The organism is Lutimaribacter saemankumensis (genome assembly GCF_900100005.1).
Taxonomy (GTDB): domain Bacteria; phylum Pseudomonadota; class Alphaproteobacteria; order Rhodobacterales; family Rhodobacteraceae; genus Lutimaribacter; species Lutimaribacter saemankumensis.
In genome coordinates this window covers 174,527-193,221 of sequence record NZ_FNEB01000006.1, presented here as the reverse complement: position 1 = coordinate 193,221, position 18,695 = coordinate 174,527, and the positions used below count along the sequence as shown (strand labels likewise).

Annotated in this window: 17 protein-coding genes; 4 read left to right on the top strand and 13 right to left on the bottom strand. The window is 67.1% G+C overall.

Features of this window, described 5'->3' with window-relative positions:
- The first annotated feature begins 93 nt into the window (after nt 1-93).
- A complete protein-coding gene (locus BLT50_RS12710; RefSeq protein ID WP_245723375.1) occupies nt 94-420 on the top strand; it encodes a MarR family winged helix-turn-helix transcriptional regulator in 327 nt (108 codons plus the stop codon).
- A 19-nt stretch (nt 421-439) separates the two neighbouring features.
- Here BLT50_RS12710 and BLT50_RS12705 read toward each other — a convergent pair whose 3' ends face one another.
- From BLT50_RS12705 to BLT50_RS12680, 6 genes are read right to left on the bottom strand one after another with little or no spacing between them, the layout of a single operon-like run.
- Complete coding sequence (locus BLT50_RS12705; RefSeq protein ID WP_090029069.1) at nt 440-1,024, bottom strand: amino acid synthesis family protein; 585 nt, start codon at nt 1,022-1,024, stop codon at nt 440-442.
- Entirely contained in the window at nt 1,021-1,605 is a 585-nt protein-coding gene (locus BLT50_RS12700) for an amino acid synthesis family protein (RefSeq protein ID WP_090029164.1), read from the bottom strand. The genes BLT50_RS12705 and BLT50_RS12700 overlap by 4 nt, the downstream gene beginning before the upstream one ends.
- A complete protein-coding gene (locus tag BLT50_RS12695; protein WP_245723374.1) occupies nt 1,598-2,452 on the bottom strand; it encodes a UPF0280 family protein in 855 nt (284 codons plus the stop codon). The genes BLT50_RS12700 and BLT50_RS12695 overlap by 8 nt, the downstream gene beginning before the upstream one ends.
- Nucleotides 2,449-3,942 (bottom strand): 6-hydroxynicotinate reductase, encoded by a 1,494-nt coding sequence (locus BLT50_RS12690; protein ID WP_090029068.1) that lies wholly within the window; start codon nt 3,940-3,942, stop codon nt 2,449-2,451. The genes BLT50_RS12695 and BLT50_RS12690 overlap by 4 nt, the downstream gene beginning before the upstream one ends.
- Before the next feature lie 59 nt (nt 3,943-4,001).
- Nucleotides 4,002-6,746 carry a molybdopterin-dependent oxidoreductase gene (locus BLT50_RS12685; protein ID WP_090029067.1) on the bottom strand — a complete coding sequence of 915 codons (2,745 nt, stop codon included), beginning with the start codon at nt 6,744-6,746 and terminating at the stop codon, nt 4,002-4,004.
- A complete protein-coding gene (locus BLT50_RS12680) occupies nt 6,746-7,573 on the bottom strand; it encodes an FAD binding domain-containing protein (RefSeq protein ID WP_090029066.1) in 828 nt (275 codons plus the stop codon). The genes BLT50_RS12685 and BLT50_RS12680 overlap by 1 nt, the downstream gene beginning before the upstream one ends.
- Before the next feature lie 159 nt (nt 7,574-7,732).
- On the opposite strand from BLT50_RS12680, the gene BLT50_RS12675 reads away from it, so the two are divergent.
- The 3 genes from BLT50_RS12675 (at nt 7,733) to BLT50_RS12665 (ending at nt 12,761) form a co-directional block, all read left to right on the top strand.
- On the top strand, nt 7,733-8,908 hold the full coding sequence (locus BLT50_RS12675) for an amidohydrolase family protein (protein WP_090029065.1): 1,176 nt from the start codon (nt 7,733-7,735) through the stop codon (nt 8,906-8,908).
- 72 nt (nt 8,909-8,980) lie between these two features.
- Entirely contained in the window at nt 8,981-12,175 is a 3,195-nt protein-coding gene (locus tag BLT50_RS12670; protein ID WP_090029064.1) for a reductive dehalogenase, read from the top strand.
- Nucleotides 12,176-12,188: 13 nt separating this feature from the next.
- Nucleotides 12,189-12,761 carry a TetR/AcrR family transcriptional regulator gene (locus tag BLT50_RS12665; protein ID WP_245723373.1) on the top strand — a complete coding sequence of 191 codons (573 nt, stop codon included), beginning with the start codon at nt 12,189-12,191 and terminating at the stop codon, nt 12,759-12,761.
- Between the two features lie 279 nt (nt 12,762-13,040).
- Here BLT50_RS12665 and recO read toward each other — a convergent pair whose 3' ends face one another.
- From recO to BLT50_RS12630, 7 genes are all read right to left on the bottom strand, one after another.
- Complete coding sequence (gene recO / locus BLT50_RS12660) at nt 13,041-13,772, bottom strand: DNA repair protein RecO (RefSeq protein ID WP_090029063.1); 732 nt, start codon at nt 13,770-13,772, stop codon at nt 13,041-13,043.
- A gap of 38 nt (nt 13,773-13,810) precedes the next feature.
- Nucleotides 13,811-14,143 carry a DUF1491 family protein gene (locus tag BLT50_RS12655; protein ID WP_090029062.1) on the bottom strand — a complete coding sequence of 111 codons (333 nt, stop codon included), beginning with the start codon at nt 14,141-14,143 and terminating at the stop codon, nt 13,811-13,813.
- A 48-nt stretch (nt 14,144-14,191) separates the two neighbouring features.
- On the bottom strand, nt 14,192-15,100 hold the full coding sequence (gene era / locus BLT50_RS12650; RefSeq protein ID WP_090029061.1) for a GTPase Era: 909 nt from the start codon (nt 15,098-15,100) through the stop codon (nt 14,192-14,194).
- 90 nt (nt 15,101-15,190) lie between these two features.
- Entirely contained in the window at nt 15,191-15,877 is a 687-nt protein-coding gene (rnc, locus tag BLT50_RS12645) for a ribonuclease III (RefSeq protein WP_090029060.1), read from the bottom strand.
- On the bottom strand, nt 15,874-16,710 hold the full coding sequence (gene lepB / locus BLT50_RS12640; RefSeq protein ID WP_090029059.1) for a signal peptidase I: 837 nt from the start codon (nt 16,708-16,710) through the stop codon (nt 15,874-15,876). Before lepB ends, rnc begins: the two co-directional genes overlap by 4 nt.
- 55 nt (nt 16,711-16,765) lie before the next feature.
- The gene (gene acpS / locus BLT50_RS12635; RefSeq protein ID WP_090029058.1) at nt 16,766-17,167 is read right to left on the bottom strand and encodes a holo-ACP synthase; all 402 of its coding nucleotides are present in this window, start codon (nt 17,165-17,167) and stop codon (nt 16,766-16,768) included.
- Nucleotides 17,168-17,171: 4 nt separating this feature from the next.
- A complete protein-coding gene (locus tag BLT50_RS12630) occupies nt 17,172-18,650 on the bottom strand; it encodes an alpha/beta hydrolase (protein ID WP_090029161.1) in 1,479 nt (492 codons plus the stop codon).
- Nucleotides 18,651-18,695: the final 45 nt, after the last annotated feature.

Here is an 18,695-nt window from a genome sequence, read left to right as displayed (position 1 = left end):
GACGCGCAAACTCATCAAGACTATCGACTCGAGGACCAGATCGGATTCAAGCTCCGGTTGGCCAACCAGAAGCATCTTGAACTGTTCGCCCGCATGATGCCAGAGGTAACTCCGACACAATTCGCCATTCTGGCCCGCCTGCGCGAATCCGGTCCGATCTCGCAAAACCAACTGGGCCGGATGGTCGGGCTGGATGCGGCCACCACCAAGGGCGTGGTCGACCGGCTCAAGGTCAAGAAACTGGTCGACAGCGCCAAAAGCCCGACAGACATGCGGCGCCTGGTAATTTCGCTCACGGACGAAGGCCGCCGCTTTGCCGACAGCGCGATCCATACCGCGACCGAGATTTCCCGCGCCACCGCCGCGAATCTTACACCACGCGAACTGGACAGACTGCTGACGCTTCTGGACAAGCTCTAGGCAGAGCCGCCCTTCCGCATCAACGCAACCCGTCCTTTCCCTCGGCCTCTTCGTGGGTCAGCCCGCCCACGCGCGGCAGCGGACGCCCGCTGTCGGTGACGGCCACGGCGACCATGATCTCGTTGGCGCGCGGCGCGTCGTTCATCCGCACCTCGACCCCGTCGAAATGACTGCGCACATAGGCCGCGTCCTTGTGGCCCAGCGGCACGTCCAGATCCTGCCCCGGTCCACCCATCTTTTTCGACGACGGCACCAGCGCCGCCCCCTTTTCGACCGCCTTGCGCAACGGCGCGCCCAACTTGGGGTGCAGGATCGCGGCGGCATGTTCCAACTCGCCGTTCTCGCCAACCATCGCCGCCTTGCCATAGCTTTCGGCCTGCGACGGCTCGATGCCCAGCGCCGCCACCGCCTTGTCGCCCAGAAGGCCGCCAAGTTCCGCGCCGATCTCCATCAGCTCGGTCAGATCCTCGTGGTATTCCCCGGCAAAGGGATTGCGGATGACGGCCACCGCCACGGCCTTGCGCGTGGGCGGCAGGATCTTCTTTCCGATCTCGGTGTGTGTTTCCTCGACCCAGACCGCCAGCTTGCGAATATCGGCTTTCATCTCAGACCGTCCTCTCCCTTGATGTCTTCTGCCGCCAGCCCCCCGGCGCGGTTATGCACCCGCGCGCCGGTCGTCATCACCAGCACGACCGCCATTTCGTTCGCGCGCGGCGCGTCGTTCAGGCCGACCTCGATACTGTCGAAATGGCTGCGCACGTAACTCGCCTCGGTATGCGTCACCGGCACGTCGAGCCGCGTACCCGGCCCTCCCACCTTCTTGGTCGACGGCACGATCGCCTTGGACCCGCCCAGAACCTCGCGCATCGCATAGCCGCCCGGCGCATGCCACAGCGCGCCGTGCTCGATCTCGCCGCCAAGGCCGATGATCGCACCCTTGCCATAGCCTTCGACCACCGACGGATCGCCGCCCAGCATCTCGACCAGCCGCTGCGCCATCATCAGCCCCAGCGGTTTCAGATCCTCCATGAAGGGCTGGATATCGGCGTGATACTGCCCCGCATACGGATTCTTGATCACCGCGACGATGGCCGCCCGGCGATAAGGCTTTTCGGCCCGTGGCCCGCCCTCGTGATGGATCTCCTCCAGCGAGGTCGCGATCTTGCGTATCTCGACGTCAGGCATCTGCATATGTCCTTTCGATTTTCCTTGCGCCGGCCCCGGCATCGACCTGCCGCGCCTGCCCCTGCAGCATCAGGGCCGCCCCTTCGATCAGCCCACGCTCGCGCATCCCGCGCGCCACCGCAACACCGGCGTCCAGCGCGCGCGCCACATCCGCCGCCGCCAGCGCGCCTACATGTGTGGTCACGGGCCGCAGTCCGAGGTCGCTGTCGGGCCGCACCTCCTGCGCCGGCTGGCGCAGGATTGCCGGATGGCCCGGCAAATCCACCGCGTTCGCGATCAGCGTCGCCGCCACATCCGCCCGCGCCGCATCGCGGGCCAGGACCGTCACGCTGTCGGCGATGCCCAGCGACAGGCTGCGCCCGCCCGCCCCGCTGGTGGCGATGCCACGCACCGGGCTGTGCGCGTCGATCCCGACCTCGCCCAGCCCCGTACCGTCCAGCCCTGCCATGCCGACCGCGAACCGCGCCCCTTCGGCCAGATGCAGCGCGATGTCGCCGCCGTTGTTCACATAGGCCCGCGTCAAGGGCACAGCTGCCACCATCGCGGCCAGCACCTCGTCGGCGACCGACCCGGCGACAGCGGCCATCGGCGTGACAAAGCACCGCTCCGCATGGGGCAGGCACGCTGCATGCATGCGGCGCGCAACGCGGCCGCCCGGCCGCATACCCGTTGCGCGGCGCAGCAGCGGCAATTCCTCGACCAGTTCGGACAACACGGTCTGGAACCGCACCCAGGCCGCACGATAGGCCGCCTGCCAGTCACCATCGGCCCCGATCACAAGGTCGATCGGCCCGTGCTGCAGATGCAGCCGGTCCCCCGGCAGCATCGCGGCCACCGGCCCGGTCACGACCGGCCCTTCCTGGCATGGCTCCAGCGGTGATGCTGGCGCGTGTGCGGATCGGGACCGCCCGTGGGCAGCACCTTGCGAATGTCGGGGTTCAGCACCTGGTCCACCGGTTTCACGTGGTCCACATGCCCCCCCAGCGCGGCATAATCATCGGCCCGCAGCGTGAACTCGATCGGCGCGACCAGCGCCGGCGTGGGAACATAGCCGAAGGAATTCGTCGGCATCTCCATCACATCCGCCATGAAGGTGATCCCGCCGCCCGGCCAGACATAGGCCTCGGCCCCGCCGCAACTGACATAGGTCAGCGCATCCTTGACCGAATGGGTCAGCCGCACCGGATTTTCCGTGACACCGGCCCGCAGGCTGCCGCCCGCGCCGCCCATGAACAGCACCGAACACAGCGACGGTTCGCAATTCTCGGCGATCCGCTCGCAGCTTTGCAACAGCGGCGGGGTGATCTCGGCGGGTTCCGGGCACAGATCGTCGTCCAGCGTGAAATAGGCCCATTGCTCGCCGGTCGTCGACACCATCAGCAGCCGCAGCCCCGGCCAGGCCAGCTTGGGATCGGCCGGGCGCAGGATGGTCAGCGGGTCTTCGACGTCCGTGCCGCCCCAGCCGGTGCCGGGCTCGGCCACCTGGAAATACCGCCCCGGCGTGGACCGCCGCCCGTTGATCTTGATCCCCGAGGGGCGCATCCCCAACTGCTTGCCGGCCTCGTGCTCGGTCAGCACGCCGGTGATGTGGTCATCGACCACGATCACCTCGTCGACATGCGGCTCCCATTGCTTGGCGAACATTCCGATCGTCGCCGACCCGCAGCCGACACGCATCAGTTTTTCGGGCTGGCCGTTTATGACCGGCGGCTGGCCCGCCTGCACCACCAGCTCGGCACCGCCGTCGATCGTCATCGTCACGGCCTCGCGGTTGCAAAGCTGCAAAAGCGCGTCGCAAGTCACGCGGCCTTCTTTCTTTGACCCGCCGGTCAGGTGCTCGACACCCCCCAGCGACAGCATTTTCGACCCGTATTCCGACGTCATCACATGGCCGATCGCCTCGCCGTCCACGCGCACGACGGCACGTTCGTGGCCGATATGGCGGTCGGTGTCGATCTTCACCTTGACGCCGCAATAGCTGAAAATCCCCTCGGTCACGACAGTGACCATGTCCACCCCGTCGACATCCTGGCTGACGATGAAAGGGGCCGGCTTGTAATCGGGATAGGTCGTGCCGGCACCCACCGCGGTCACGAAGGTGCGGTCGCCCTGGATCACGTCGCCGTCCCAGTCCTGCGCCTGCGCGTCATCATGCAGAAAGGCCACCGCCTGCGCGCCCGACTGGATCACCGTCAGCGGATCGAGCCGCACAAGCTCGCCCCCGTGATTGGCATATCGGTCGCAGGCCCCGGCCTTGCCATCGGCGATGTAGCACATCACCGGGCAGGCATCGCAGCGGATCTTTTCGGGTTTGGTGCGGGCCGTATCGTCAGGCATCGCCACCTCCTGTAGTGTAATGCGGGGCGCGCGGCAGCGCCGGCCCTGCAGGAAAAACCTCAGCCATGGCCAGCCGCCTTCAACGCCGCGCGCAGCCGTGCAGGCGTGACCGGCACCTGCCGGAGCCGCGCACCGGTGGCCCGCGTGATCGCGTTCAGGATCGCGGGCGCGGTGGGGATCAGCGCATGTTCCCCCAGCCCCTTGGCGCCATAGGGGCCGTGGGCGTCCTCTTCCTCGATGATCAGCGTGTCGATGGGCGGCACGTCACCGAATGTCGGGATCAGGTAATCGTGCAGGTTCTCGGTCCTTCCCGGCAGGAACTCTTCCATCAAGGCCATGCCCAACCCTTGCGCAACGCCGCCCTGCACCTGGCCCTCGACCAGCAGCGGGTTGATCGCCTGGCCCACGTCATGCGCAGCCACCAGCCGCAGCACACGCGTGGTGCCCAGCGCGGTGTCCACCTCGACCATCGCCAGATGCGCGGCATAGCCGAACTGCGCATAGGGCACGCCCTGCCCGTTTTCGTCCAGCGGCTCGGTCGGTGGATCATAGGTTTCGGCCACCCGCAGAACATAGCCTTCGCCGTCCTGGTCCATCTGCTCCAGCCGCAGCGCATGACGCCCGCCACCATCCTCGACACAAGCGCCCTCGCCCAGCCGCAACACCGCGTCCTCGGGCGCGTTGACCAGCGCCAGCACCTGCCGGCGCAGCGCCAGCCCCGCCAGGCGCGCGGCATTGCCGGTCACGAATGTCTGCCGGCTGGCCGAGGTCTTGCCGGCATCGGGCGTCACGTCCGTATCGCCGCCGACCAACCGGATGCCGGCCGGATCGACGCCCAGCGCCTGCGCGAATATCTGCGTGATGACCGTGTTCGATCCCTGCCCGATATCCGCCGCGCCCTGGTGCAGCACCACCGTGCCATCCGCGCGCAGCCCCGCCTTGATCGTCGACGGGTTGGGCAACGAGGTGTTGCCGCAGCCATACCAGCCCGCACCGATCCCGACCCCGCGCCGCAGCACACCGCCGTTCCTGTTGAACGCGGCGCACTCGGCACCCAGCGCCTGCCAATGCGGGCGCAGCGCCTCGAGGCAGGCGCCGATCCCGACCCCCTTTTCGAAAACCTGCCCGCAGACCGTAGGCTCGCCGTTCGTCAGCGCGTTCTTCAGCCGGAACTCCAGCGCATCCATGCCCAGCTTTTCCGCCAGCTCGTCCAGCAGCAGCTCGGCCGCGATCGCGGATTGCGGCACGCCGAAGCCGCGAAACGCCCCGGCGGGCGGTCCGTTGGTGTAAATCCCCTGCGCCCGCGCCAGGTAATCGCGCACCCGGTACGGCCCCGAGGCATGGATCGGCACCCGGTTCGCCACGGTCGGCCCCCAGCTTGCATAGGCCCCTGTGTTGAACAGCCCCTCGAACCGCATCCCCGAAATCACGCCATCCCGCGTCGCGCCCACCGCCAGGCTGATCTGCGCGGGATGCCGCTTGGTGGTGGATTGCATCGACTCGATCCGGCTATAGGCCATGCGCACAGGCTGTCCCAGCTTCAGCGCGGCCAGCGCCAGGTAGGGCTGCACCGAAACGTCCAGCTTGGAACCGAACCCGCCGCCCGTCGCCGTCGGCACGATGCGGATACGATCCATCGGCATCGCCAGCGCACCGGCCAGCATCTCCTGATCCATCACCGGGGCCTGCGTGCAGGCATGCATGTGCAGCCGCCCGTCCACCATCTCTGCGAAACCGGCCTCGGGCTCGATATAGGCATGCTCCACGAACGAGGTCGCGAAATCCCCCTCGACGACCACATCGGCGCGCGCCAGCGCCGCCTCGGCCTCGCCATGCTTGACGAAACCCCCGGTCATCACGTTCTGCGCATGCCCCTCGTGCAGTTGCGGCGCACCTTCGGCCATCGCTTCGTCCACCGTCAGGACGGGCGGCAAGTCCTCCCATGTCACGGGAAATTCCGCCGGGTCGAACCGCGCCATCTCATCTGCAGGACCAACAATCGCCGCCACCGCCTCACCACGGAACCGGACATAACCTTCACCGAAAACGGCCTGGTCCTCAAAGCCGGGGATCACGCCATAATTGTTGCGCCCCGGAACATCCGCCGCCGTCAGCACCAGACGCACCCAGGGGTGCGCGGCGCGGAACCCGTCCAGATCGCCAAGCGTGAATCGCGCATGGAAATGCGGGCTGCGGATCACCCGCAAGACCAGCGCCCCCTCCGGCGCCACGTCATCGCCGAACCGTTCGCGACCATCGACCTTGGGTTGCCCGTCAAGCCGCATCAGCGGCGTGCCGACCGCCCCGCTGGCGGGCGCGGGCGTGACATCCCCCAGCCCCGCCGCAGCGACCGCGTCAACGATCTTGCGATACCCGGTGCAGCGGCACAGAACGCCGCCCAGCGCATCCTCGATCTCGGCCACGCCGGGCCGGGCCTGCGCGCGCAAGAGCGCCACCGCAGACACCATCATGCCCGGCGTGCAGATCCCGCATTGCGCCGCCTGGTGCGCCTGGAACGCCTGCACAAGCCGCTGGCCTTCATCGCTGGCGACCACTCCCTTCACGGTTTCGACCTGCACGCCTTCGGCCTGCGCCGTGGGCATCAGGCAGGCACAGACCGGCGCGCCATCCACCAGCACGGTGCAGGCCCCGCAATCGCCCGCGTTGCAGCCGATCTTGACGTCCCGCGCATCCAACCGTTCACGGAGCGATTGCGACAGACGCTCGCCGGGATCGGCATCGACCGACACCGCGCGGCCGTTCAGGGTGAACCCCGTGCGCGTGATTGCGTTGGGCTTGTCCATCATGGCTCCTCCGCCGCTGTCTCGAGGGCGCGCGCGATCAGCGCCGCCACCGCGTCCATCCTGTAATCGGCGCTGCCGCGCACATCGGAAATCGGCGCCAGCCCCTCCAGCAGGTCCGGCGTCACGATCTGGGCGACATCGCCCTCTTCAGCCCCGACAAGCGCGCGTTCCAGCGCGGGCATCCGCCGCGCCACGGGCGAACAGGCACCGACCGCCACGCGGGCGTCCGCCACCCGGCCCGCCTCCATCCGCATACAGGCCGCGACCATCGCGATAGAAATCACGAGGTATTTCCGCGACCCCAGCTTTTCAAAGGCCGCACCCGCCGACAACGGATCGGGGATATGGATCGCACGCAGCAATTCGCCCGGCCGCAGGTCGGTCTGGCGCACGCCCGTCACGAACCGATCGAGCGGCATCTGCCGGACGCCCTCGGGGCCGACCAGCTCGACCTCGGCGTCCAGTGTCAGCAACGGCGGCATCCCGTCAGCGGCGGGCGAGGCGTTGCAGATATTGCCGCCGACCGTCCCCGCGTTCTGAATCTGGATCGAACCGACCTGCCGCGCCGCGCGCTTCAGCCCGTCGAACCCGCGCGGCAGCGGCGCCCGAACGATCTCGGTCCAGGTGGCGGCGGCGCCGATGCGCCAGCCCGCGCCGTCCTGCTCGATCCCGCGGAAACCGGGCAGGCGCGTCACGTCCAGCACATCCTGCGGCACCGGCCCGTCCCCGCGCGACGGGTACCAATCGGTGCCTCCCGCGATAACCGACGCCCCGGCGCCCAGTGCCGCCAAAGCGTCTTCGATCCTGTCAGGTCGGTGAAACCCCATGCGACCCCCGCGTGATTTCATTTGCACACGAACAAGAAAGCGCCCCGCGGGGGATTCTGTCAAACCCTTTCGTGCATGCTGCAAATGCAAAGGCACCGTCTTGATCGCTTTGCCAATTCTGTTAGCGTTCAAATGAAATGAACCAGGGAGTCACCGGCCATGTCAGACGCGCCGAAGAAACTTGTCATCCGCAATATCGGCCTGATGCTATCGGGCAAGATGGAAGAACCGATTTTCGACGCCGATTGCCTGATCGCGTTGGACGGCCGGATTTCCGAATGGGGAAAAGAGGCCGATCTCGATACCAGCGGCGCCGATACGGTGGTCGATGCCAATGGCGTCACGCTCGCCCCGGGGCTGATCGACAGTCACGTCCACCCCGTCGTGGGCGATTACACCCCGCGCCAGCAGCAGCTTCACTGGATCGATTCCACCCTGCATGGCGGCGTGACCACGATGATATCGGCCGGCGAGGTGCACATGCCGGGACGGCCCAACGATCCCATCGGCACCAAGGCGATGGCGATCGCGGCGCAGCGCTGGTACGACAACCTCCGCCCCTCGGGCATGAAGGTTCACGCCGGCGCGCCGCTGCTCCAGCAGGGGCTTGAAGAAGAGGACTTCAAGGAAATGGCCGCCGCCGGCGTGCGGCTCATCGGCGAGGTCGGGCTGGGCACCGTCAAGGACGGCAAGACAGCCAACAAGATGATTGGCTGGGCGCGCAAATACGGGATGCAATCGACCATCCACACCGGCGGCCCTTCGATCCCCGGCTCGGGCCTGATCGACGCCGACATGGTGCTTGAAACCGGCACCGACGTCGTGGGCCATATCAATGGCGGGCATTCCGCGCTGCCCGACGACCAGATCGTCTGCATCTGCGAAAACTGCAAGGCGGCGCTGGAAATCGTCCATAACGGCAACGAACGTGCGGCCCTGCTGACACTCAACACCGCGCGCGAGCTGAACAAGATGGATCAGCTGATCCTCGGCACCGACGGCCCCGCCGGATCTGGTGTGCAGCCTTTGGGCATCCTGCGCATGGTCGCGATGCTCTCGGCGCTCGGTAACATCCCGGCCGAAGTTGCGTTCTGCTTTGCCAACGGCAACACCGCGCGGCGGCGCGAGCTGGATTGCGGGCTGATCGAAAAGGGGCGCGCGGCCGATTTCGTGCTGATGGACCAAGCCCAGCACGCGCCGGGCAAGCACATCCTTGAATCGGTGCAACTGGGCAACCTGCCCGGCGTCGGCATGACGATCATCGACGGCATCGTGCGCTCGGAGCGCAGCCGCAACACGCCCCCCGCCATGCGCCTGCCGCAGGTCGTGAAGTGACTTTCAACCGGGGCCTGCTTGACCCTGCAGGCCCCGCGCATCAATCTCGGCGCCTGATCTGACGGAGGGGTCATGCGCATTTTCTCCACGCAGAACCGGCCCATGCATCTCGGGCCTTACCCGCTCGAACGGCTGCGCCGCGGGTCGCTGCCCGACCTTGCGCTTGTGCCACACGCCGCGCCCGTGGGGTTCGACCGTCCAGATGACCCCGCCAGCCTCGTGAACGCCATGCGCGAGCCGCAGGCCATGCTGGACGTGCTGCGCAACGGCACCGCCAACCCCGCGCGCTCGGACATCCCCGCCGATCCCGCCGAGCGCACCAATCACCTCAAATCCTTCGCCTATTTCTGCGATGCAGACATGGCAGGCGTGGCGCGCATCCCCGGTGCCGCCTGGCTTGACCGGCCCGTCGAAAACAGCGGCATCCCCCGCCTGATCGACCGCCTGCGTACCGAACAGACCAAGACGCTGGCCGCGGGCATCGACCAGATCATGGCGGAACTGCGCGAAAGCGTCGAAACCCCACCCGCGCCCATCACGCACCATACCCATGCGCTGGTGCTTCTCTATGCCTGGCCGCGCGATCCCCGCGCGGACGAGCCGGGCAGCGACTGGATCATGGACGCCCAGGCCCAGCGTGCCTGCCTGCGCGCCGCCGAAACCGCGACGGTGCTGGCAAACTATATCCGCGTCCTCGGCTGGGACGCCCGCGCGCATTCCGGCGCGGCCAGCGATGTCTGCCTGAACCGGCTGGCCGTGGCCGCCGGGCTGGCCGATGCCGATCTGGCCGCGCCCTGGCTCGGCCACCGCTATGGCCTTGCCGTCGTCACCACCGACATGGACCTTGCCGCCGACCGGCCGCTTGCGCCGATGCGCGGACAACCCTGGTACTGGATGCAAGGCCCCGGCTGGCAATTCGGCACCGGCCACACCGCGAAAACCGGCCGCACCGCCGACCCCTATGCCAAACGGGATTTCGCCGCCGGCCCCCACCCGTTCGAAACGCTCAAACGCGTGGACAGCCCCACCACCTATATCGACGAACCCAACGTCGCCCGCGTGCCCAAGCGCACCGACATGTTCGCCCGCGCGCAATTCGGCGACATGGGCGACAAGATGCAAAAGGGTGCGGGCGGCGGGCTCTATGTCCGCAGGCAGGCGCCCTCGCTGGCACAGCGCCGCGCGCTGGGGGCCTTCGTCCTGCTGCAGGACGGCGCGCCCGGCCCCACGCCCGCCCAATCCGATCCGGCGCGCAATGCCGCCAACCTCAAGGCGGCCAGCTATTTCCTCGGGCTCGATGCGGTGGGCCTGTCGCGCTGCCCCGACTGGGCCTGGTATTCCCACGACGCGCTTGGCGACCCGATCGACCCGCCCCACGACCAGGCCATCAGCATGATCGTCGACCAGGGCTATGAAACCATGGAAGGCGCCAGCGGCGACGACTGGATATCGGTCGCGCAATCCATGCGCGCCTACCTGCGCTTTTCGATCCTCGGCACCGTCATCGCCCAGCAGATCCGCAACCTGGGTTTTTCGGCCAAGTCCCACAGCGTGATGGACGGCGAGGTGCTGCAACCTCCGCTTCTGCTCCTGTCCGGCCTGGGTGAGGTCAGCCGCATCGGCGAGGTGATCCTGAACCCCTTCCTCGGACCGCGCCTGAAGTCCGGCGCCGTCACCACCGACATGCCGATAACCCATGACAAGCCGATAGATTTCGGCCTGCAACGGTTCTGCGAGGCATGCAACAAATGCGCCCGCGAATGCCCCTCGGGCGCGATCACCGCCGGGCCGAAACTGATGTTCAACGGCTACGAGATCTGGAAATCCGACAGCCAGCGCTGCGCCACCTACCGTATCACCACCGAAGGCGGGTCGATGTGCGGCCGCTGCATGAAAACCTGCCCCTGGAACCTCGAAGGGCTGTTCGCCGAGGCCCCGTTCCGCTGGGCCGCGATGAACCTGCCCGGCACCGCGCCGCTGCTGGCGAAACTCGACGATGCGGTGGGCAATGGCGGGCTCAACGATACCAAGAAATGGTGGTGGGACATCGAATTGCAGCCCGATGGCAGCTACGGCGCGCCGGCAGCCCCGGTGAACCGGCGCGACCTGCAAAGGGGTCTCGACCTGCGGTACGAGGATCAGACGCTGGCCGTCTACCCCGCCCCGCTTGCGCCCTGGCCGTGGCCCTACCCTTTCCCCATGGACCGCGAGGCCGGGATCAAGGCTTACCAGGCGATGATCGGCGCCGACGCCTACCGCGCGAAATCCGCGCGCGGCGAAACCGGCCACATCCACCGCTACACCGTGCCGGGCGACGCGCCCGTGGTGAAGGTGACGGTCGCCGAAGCCGACCGGATGACGCCCGACATCACCCGCTACACCTTCACCGCCCCCGACGGCGCGCCTCTGCCGGAATGGACGGCGGGCGCGCATCTCGACGTGCTGGTGACGCCCGAATACCTGCGGCAATATTCGATGTCGGGCGATCCGTCCGACCGCGGCCGCTATGAAATCGGCGTCCTGCGCGAGGATGCGGGCCGCGGCGGCTCGGCCATGCTGCACCGCATCTTCACGCCGGGGCGGCGGGTGTTTATTTCGAAACCGATCAACCATTTCGGCCTGATCGAGGACGCGGAAAAGACGTTCCTGATGGGCGGCGGAATCGGCGTCACCCCGATGATCGCCTTCGCCCACCGCCTGCATGCGCTGGGGCGGGATTTCGCGCTGCACTATTCCTGCGCCAGCCGCGCGGCGGCGGGCTATCTCGACACGCTGGCAAACGCCCCATGGGCCGACCGCGTGCACCTGCATTTCAGCGACGAAGGCACACGCGCCGACCTGTCCGCGATCCTGGCGGACTATCGCCCCGGCTGGCACGTCTATACCTGCGGGCCCGACCGCTACATGGACGCGGTGATCGACGCGGCGACCGAAGCGGGCTTTCCCGAGGACGCCCGCCACCTGGAATATTTCTCGGTCCCAGAAGAGCCCGAATACGAAAACCACCCCTTCATCCTGCGTTTGAACGACGGGCGTCAGATCGACGTGGCCGCCGACCAATCAGCCACCGACGCACTGGCCGAGGCCGGCATTCATGTCGACGTGAAATGCTCCGACGGGCTATGCGGCGTCTGCAAATGCGGCGTGCTGTCGGGCGCGGTGGAACATCGCGATTTCGTTCTGTCCGCAGCGCAGCGCAAGGATGCGATGATTTTGTGCAAATCGCGCGCCGCCGAACCGGGCGGCGTGATTGAATTGGACCTTTGACGCCCGGCACAGTATGCGTGACCCCGAAACCGGGATCGCGGGGCGCGCAGCCATGGCCAGATCATCACGTCTCAGGAAATCCGACTGGCTCGACGCCGGGCTGGCCGCCCTTGCCAAGGACGGCCCCGACGCGCTCAAGGCCGAACCGCTGGCCCGTGCCCTGGATACGACCAAGGGATCGTTCTACTGGCATTTCGCGGATGTGCCCGCCTTTCACGCCGACCTGATCGCGCATTGGACGGGCGGGGCCAACAGCGCCCTGTTCGACGCCGCGGAAGAGGCCGACACGCACACCGCCGCCTTGCGCGGCATGGCCCAGCAGATCGCGGCCCCCGCCCCGCGCGACCCCTTCGCCCGCGCCGAACCCGCGATGCGCGCCTGGGCCGCCTCGCACAAGGGCGCGGCCCAGGCGATCGCTTCGGTCGATGCAGAACGCATGCAGGTGATCGCGGCCCTGCTCGACCGGATCGGGGTGTCGAACCGCGAGATCGCGCAGCTGATCCTGGCCGCCGCCAACGGCTTGCCGAAAAAGGTGACGGGCGACCCGATGGGCACGCTCGTCGATCTGGTGCTGGCGCTGCGCTAGGCGCTCATCGGGCTGGCCCTCTTCGCGACGCCCGGCCGCCGCGCGGAGGGTCGCAAGACCCGATAAGCAATCGCCCCACTCAAATCCTAACGGCCGCGCGATTTTCGCCCAGGACCGCGCGGTTCTTCGAAAATCCGGGCGATCCGGCCCGCATAGGGGTCATTCCGGCCCATTTGCGGTTAAGCTTTCGTCAGGAAACGCGCGGTTCGGGGCGGAAACCGCGCAGGTTTTGGTAACCTTCGGGCAAGAACCGCGCAGTATCGCGCCCCGGTCGCGCGGTTAACGCAGCGAACGCCGCGCCAGCGCATCCACGAACCGCTGCCGCGCCTCCGGCAACGGCTTGTTGCCCAACTCGTGCGCAAGGTGATGCGTCAGGAAATGACCCGTCACCCGCAACGCCTCGACGATCTCGGAATCCGTGCCCTCACCCTGTCCCAGAAGGCAGGCGGGCAAGGGCAGCAAACGGTCGGCCCAGTCACCCGCCCCAGCCCTTGAAACCGCCCGTCCCGTGCGCGGCGAGACATAGGCCAACCCCTCTTCGACCCCCGTTACAGCGCAGCGCGACAAGTCCAGCCCATAGCCCAGATCCTCAAGCAAAACCTGTTCCCACCGCAGATATGCCAACGGCCAGAGATCGGAATCTCCCAGCAAATCCAGTAAGTTCTGACTGTGCCGGTACAGGCTTTCATGGGCCTCGCGTTCGGGCAGCGCGAACTGCAGCAGCGCCACGACCGCGTTCAACCCCGCCAGCGCCAACCTGTCGCCCATCACCGCCGCCATCCGGCTGCGCAACGGCTCGACCGTGAAGGCGCCGATGTGATCCTCCAGCCGCGCGCGCCAGGTCAGGTCAAGCTGCGCGCCGGGTTGCAGCACCGGCGCCATCCGCCGCCCCGCCCCACCGCGCACGACGCCGGCATGGCGCCCGCGCGAGGGTGTGAACACCTCGATGATCGCGGCGCTTTCGCCATGCCTGCGGCTATGCAGCAATATGCCCTGATCGCGCCATTCCATGCCGGATCATCCCGCGCAATCCCTAGAAAAACAAGGGGTTATCCTAGCCCCGCCTGATCCAGCAGATGCCGCCCGTTGCGGTCTTCGACCTCGATCACCCACAGGTCGGGATCGGTGGCGCGCTGCCGCGCAAGCGCCGCATCGACACCGTCCTCTTCGCCCTCGGCCAGCACGTCCCAGACCCGGTCGCCGCTTGCCAGGTCGAAGGTGCGGTGAAACAGCCGCGCCTGTCCATCGAGCGTATTCAGCTTGATCATCACCGCGCCCCCGGTGTCGTCACCATGGGCCACGACGAAGGCGGGGATATCCATCAGCCGCAACCGCGCCAGATAGGCGTCGACCCAGAACCGCGCGGTCAGCCGGGCGCTCATGCCTGCACCTTCATCTTGCTGAAAATACTCATGAAACCCGGTAGGCCATCAGGCATTCCCGTCGCGGAAATCAAGCCCCATTTCCGAATAGCGCTCGGCTTCGTCCAGCCAGTTCTCGCGCACCTTGATCTGCAGGAACAGGTGCACCCGGCGGCCCAGGAACTCTTCCAGCTCCTCGCGGGCGGCTTTGGAAATCGCCTTGATCGTCTCGCCCTTCTTGCCGAGGATGATGCCCTTGTGCCCGTCCCGCGCGACATAGATCACCTGGTCGATCCGGGCCGAGCCGTCCTTGCGTTCCTCCCAGTTCTCGGTTTCGACGGTCAACTGATAGGGCAACTCCTGGTGCAGCCGCAGCGTCAGCTTTTCGCGCGTCATTTCCGCCGCGATCATGCGCAGCGGCAGGTCGGCGATCTGGTCCTCGGGGTAAAGCCACGGACCCTCGGGCAATTCGCCCGCCAGCCACGTCTTGAGGTCTTCGACGCCATGACCCTTTTCCGCCGAGATCATGAAGGTTTCGGCGAAATCGTAGCGGTCGTTCATGTCCTTTGTCAGCGCCAGCAGAACCGGCGCCTCGACGCGGTCGATCTTGTTGATCGCCAGGGCGACCTTGCGGCCCTTGGCCACCTCGGGCAGTTCGGCCAGGATCGCCTCGACCCCTTCGGTCACGCCGCGATGCGCCTCGATCAGCAGCACGACGACATCGGCATCCGCCGCCCCGCCCCAGGCCGCCGCGACCATCGCGCGATCAAGGCGCCGGCGCGGTTTGAACAAACCGGGCGTATCGACAAACACGATCTGCGTGTCGCCTTGCAGCGCGACACCGCGAATGCGCGCACGGGTGGTCTGCACCTTGTGCGTGACGATCGAAACCTTGGCCCCCACCATCCGGTTGGTGAGGGTCGATTTGCCGGCATTCGGTTCACCGATCAGGGCGACAAAGCCGCAGCGCGTGGTCATTCTGGTCTATCCTTCGTGATAATGCGGGCGGCATAGCCGATTGCGGCCGCCAAGGCGAGTCCGCTTGATCGGGCGCGCGGATGCGCGCGGTCAACCCGAGGCCGGCAACCGCTCCAGCAGAGCCTTGGCTGCGGCCTGTTCGGCCTGCCGTTTGCTGCCTGCGACAGCTTCGGCGCGGTCGCCGTTCTGCAATTCGACCGCGATGGTGAATTCCGGCGCGTGGTCGGGGCCGGCGCGTTTGACCTCGGAATAGACGGGCGGCGGCATGCCACGGGCCTGCGCCCATTCCTGCAGGGATGTCTTGGGATCGCGGGCATCTGCCTCGACCCGCCCGATCCGGTCGCCCCAAAGCCGCAGGATCATGTCACGCGCCACTTCGAACCCGGCATCGAGATAGACGGCAGCGATCACCGCCTCCATCGCGTCGCCCAGCAGCGCCTGCTTGCGCCGCCCACCCGACAGCATTTCGGACCGGCCCAGTTTCAGCGCCTCGCCCAGACCGATCTCGCGGGCGACATCGGCACAGGCCTCTTTGCGGACCAGCGCGTTGAAGCGCGGGGCAAGCTGCCCTTCTGTCGCGGATTTGTCATTCGCCAGCAGGGCCTCGGCCATGACGAGGCCCAGAACCCGGTCGCCCAGGAATTCAAGCCGCTGGTTGTCCTTGCGCGTGGGCGAGGACATCGAGGAATGGGTAACCGCCCGCGCCAAAAGCTCGGGCCGGGCAAACCCGTGGCCGATGCGCGCCTCGAGCGCCTTCAATTCGGCCGCAAGCTTCACTCGATCCCCTTGAAGAACCTGTCGCCGCGCCATGTCCAGAAGGCCAGCATCGACCGGCCCGCCGACGAGAACATAATCCGGTCTGCGCGCCCGATCAGGTTTTCGTAAGGCACGAAACCCACGCCACCCGCCTGCGGCGGCACACGGCTGTCGGTGGAGTTGTCGCGGTTGTCCCCCATGAAGAAGTAATGCCCGCTTGGAACGGTATAGACCGGCGTGTCGTCCGAGCCCTGCCGCGTGATGTTGAGAATGCCATGCTCGGTCCCGCCGGGCAGAGTTTCGATCTGGCGCGACTTGGTGCAGACGGCCCCCATGCCGACCGGGCCGTTTTCGCAGCGCGGGCGCAGGCCCTGCGGACCCTGCGGTGCGGCAACCTCCTCGAACGTGCCATCATCGCGCACCTCCACGGGGGTGCCGTTGATGAAAAGCCGGCCCTCGCGCATCTGCACGGTATCGCCCGGAAGGCCGATCAGGCGCTTGATGTAATCGTTGCCGTTCACCGGATGGCGGAACACCACCACGTCGCCGCGTTTTGGATCGCCGCCCAGGATGCGGGTGTTGTCGCCGTCGAGGAACCCGCAGATGTCCTTGGCGTCGATATGCAGCCCGATCGCGGGGATGCGGATCGTCGGGCAGGAGGCGTAGGAATAACCATAGGTCATCTTGTTGACGAACAGGAAATCCCCGATCAGCAGCGTGTCCTTCATCGACCCGGACGGAATCCAGAACGGCTGGAAAAAGATCGTGCGGAAGACGCCGGCGATAAGCAGCGCATAGACCACCGTCTTGACGGTTTCGACGAAGGCGTTGCCCTTTTTGGCCTCGGCTGCCATTGCGTGCTCCTTGCGGTTCGGGTTGGTCGCTACATGCGGGCGGGCGCGGTGGGAGTCAAGCCAAGGGCCGTGCCTCGATCACGACGAAGGCCTGTGCCCAAGGGTGATCGTCGGTCAATGTTACGTGAATGATCGCCTCGTGGCCGGGCGGGGTCATTTCGTCCAGCCGGTCGCGCGCCCAGCCCGTCACCTCCATCACGGGTTGGCCGGTATGCAGGTTCGACACCGCCATGTCGCGCCACGCGATGCCCATGCGCAGACCGGTCCCCAGCGCCTTGGAGCATGCCTCTTTCGCGGCCCAGCGTTTGGCGTAGGTGCCGGCGGTGTCGCGGCGGCGTTCGGCCTTGGCCTGTTCAACGGGCGTGAAGACGCGGTTGCGGAACCGGTCGCCGAAACGGTCGAGCGTGTTCTGGATGCGGTCGATATTCGCAAGGTCGGTGCCGATGCCCAGGATCATCGCGTCACCCCGCCGCGAACAGCGGAAAGCTGACGCCAAGCGCCCAGCCCAGGATCACTCCAAGGGCCAGCCCCGGCGCCGCTGCACCAACGCGCGCGGCGACGAAACGGCCCATCGTCCCGAAGACGAAGAAGAACAGCAGGATTACCGGCACGATCATCACGACAAAGAACAACTCCTCGAAATCCAGCGCGACAGCCAGCGCGAGCGAAGCGAAAAAACCCAACCGCGCCAGCACTCTTTGCCAAAGCGGCGCGTGATGGGCAAGCGTGGCGTCGGACAGCCCGAACGGGATCGCCCCGGCGATCAGCGCCGCCAGAACCCAGACCCGGCCCGGACCCGGCCAGAAATTGGCACCGTATCGGTCCAGCGCGAAACCGAACACGCCAAGCCCCCAGACCAGCAACAGAACTGCGGCCAGCGGGACAAGAGGCCCCGGCCGCAGCCCGGCCCAACGCAGGACGACCAGTTGCACAAGCCCGTAAATGAAAAGGTGCAGCGCAAGGTAGTCGGCCACCAGCACCGGCAGCCAGCCGGGATTGAGCGGCACCGCCACAAGCGGCGCCAGGACGGCGGGCAGGATCACGGCCAGTGCGAAACGGCGCGCGGGCAAGGGCGGCGCGGCAGTATCGCGCGGCGTCAGCAGGCGCCCCAGCGGGAGCGCCAGCGCAACCAGCGCACCGAGCAGCGCAAGCAGCGCCCAACCCGTCCGCGGAATGGCGGCTGTGTCGGACCGCCCGGAAAACCGGTTCAGCCAGTCAACGGTTTCGGCCAGCGCAACGCGGCTGTGCAGGATCGCAACATGTTCGACATTGGGCGCGGTGACCGCGCGGCGGGTGATCCCCGCAGCTTCGACCGTCTGACCGGGCGCGGCGCCCGGATCGACCATCCGCGCGGCTTTCAGCGCGAAGTCGCGCAAACCCGGCTCCCATGCGCCGGCGATCAGCAGGGTCTTGTCGGGTTCTGACCCGGTGACCGCCTGCGAAAAGGCCGAGATCAGCACCAGCGGCTCATCCCCGGGGGTCTGCAAGGCCACGCGCACCAGAATGTCCGTCGCCATGGAATGGCCCAGCAGCGCAACCGGCACCTCGGCCCCGATCCCGTCGATCACGGACAGCGTTTGATCCACCAGCCGGCGCGTGGTGCCGTCGACCGAGGTCACGTCCCCCGACATCGGCACAGGGTTGCGGCCATGGCCCTGGAAATCGAACGCGTAGGCCACATAGCCCGCCCGCGCCAGGGCCAGCGAATAAGCCTGCATGATCTGCCGTGATCCGGCAAAACCATGCGCCACGACGACCGGCGGCCCATCGGCATCGCTCCGGGCATAGCGGGTTACGGGCGTATCCCCGACATCGACGCGCGTGATGACGATGCCGGAGCGGGCCTTTTCGAGCGTCCAAAGCGACAGGCAGGCGATGGCCAGCGCAATCGCGCCGACGATCACAGGGCCAGCCAAACCCGACCGGGTACCGCGCGTCATGGCCGCCTCCTGCATGCTGCAACGTCCGGGCACAATTGGTCCGGC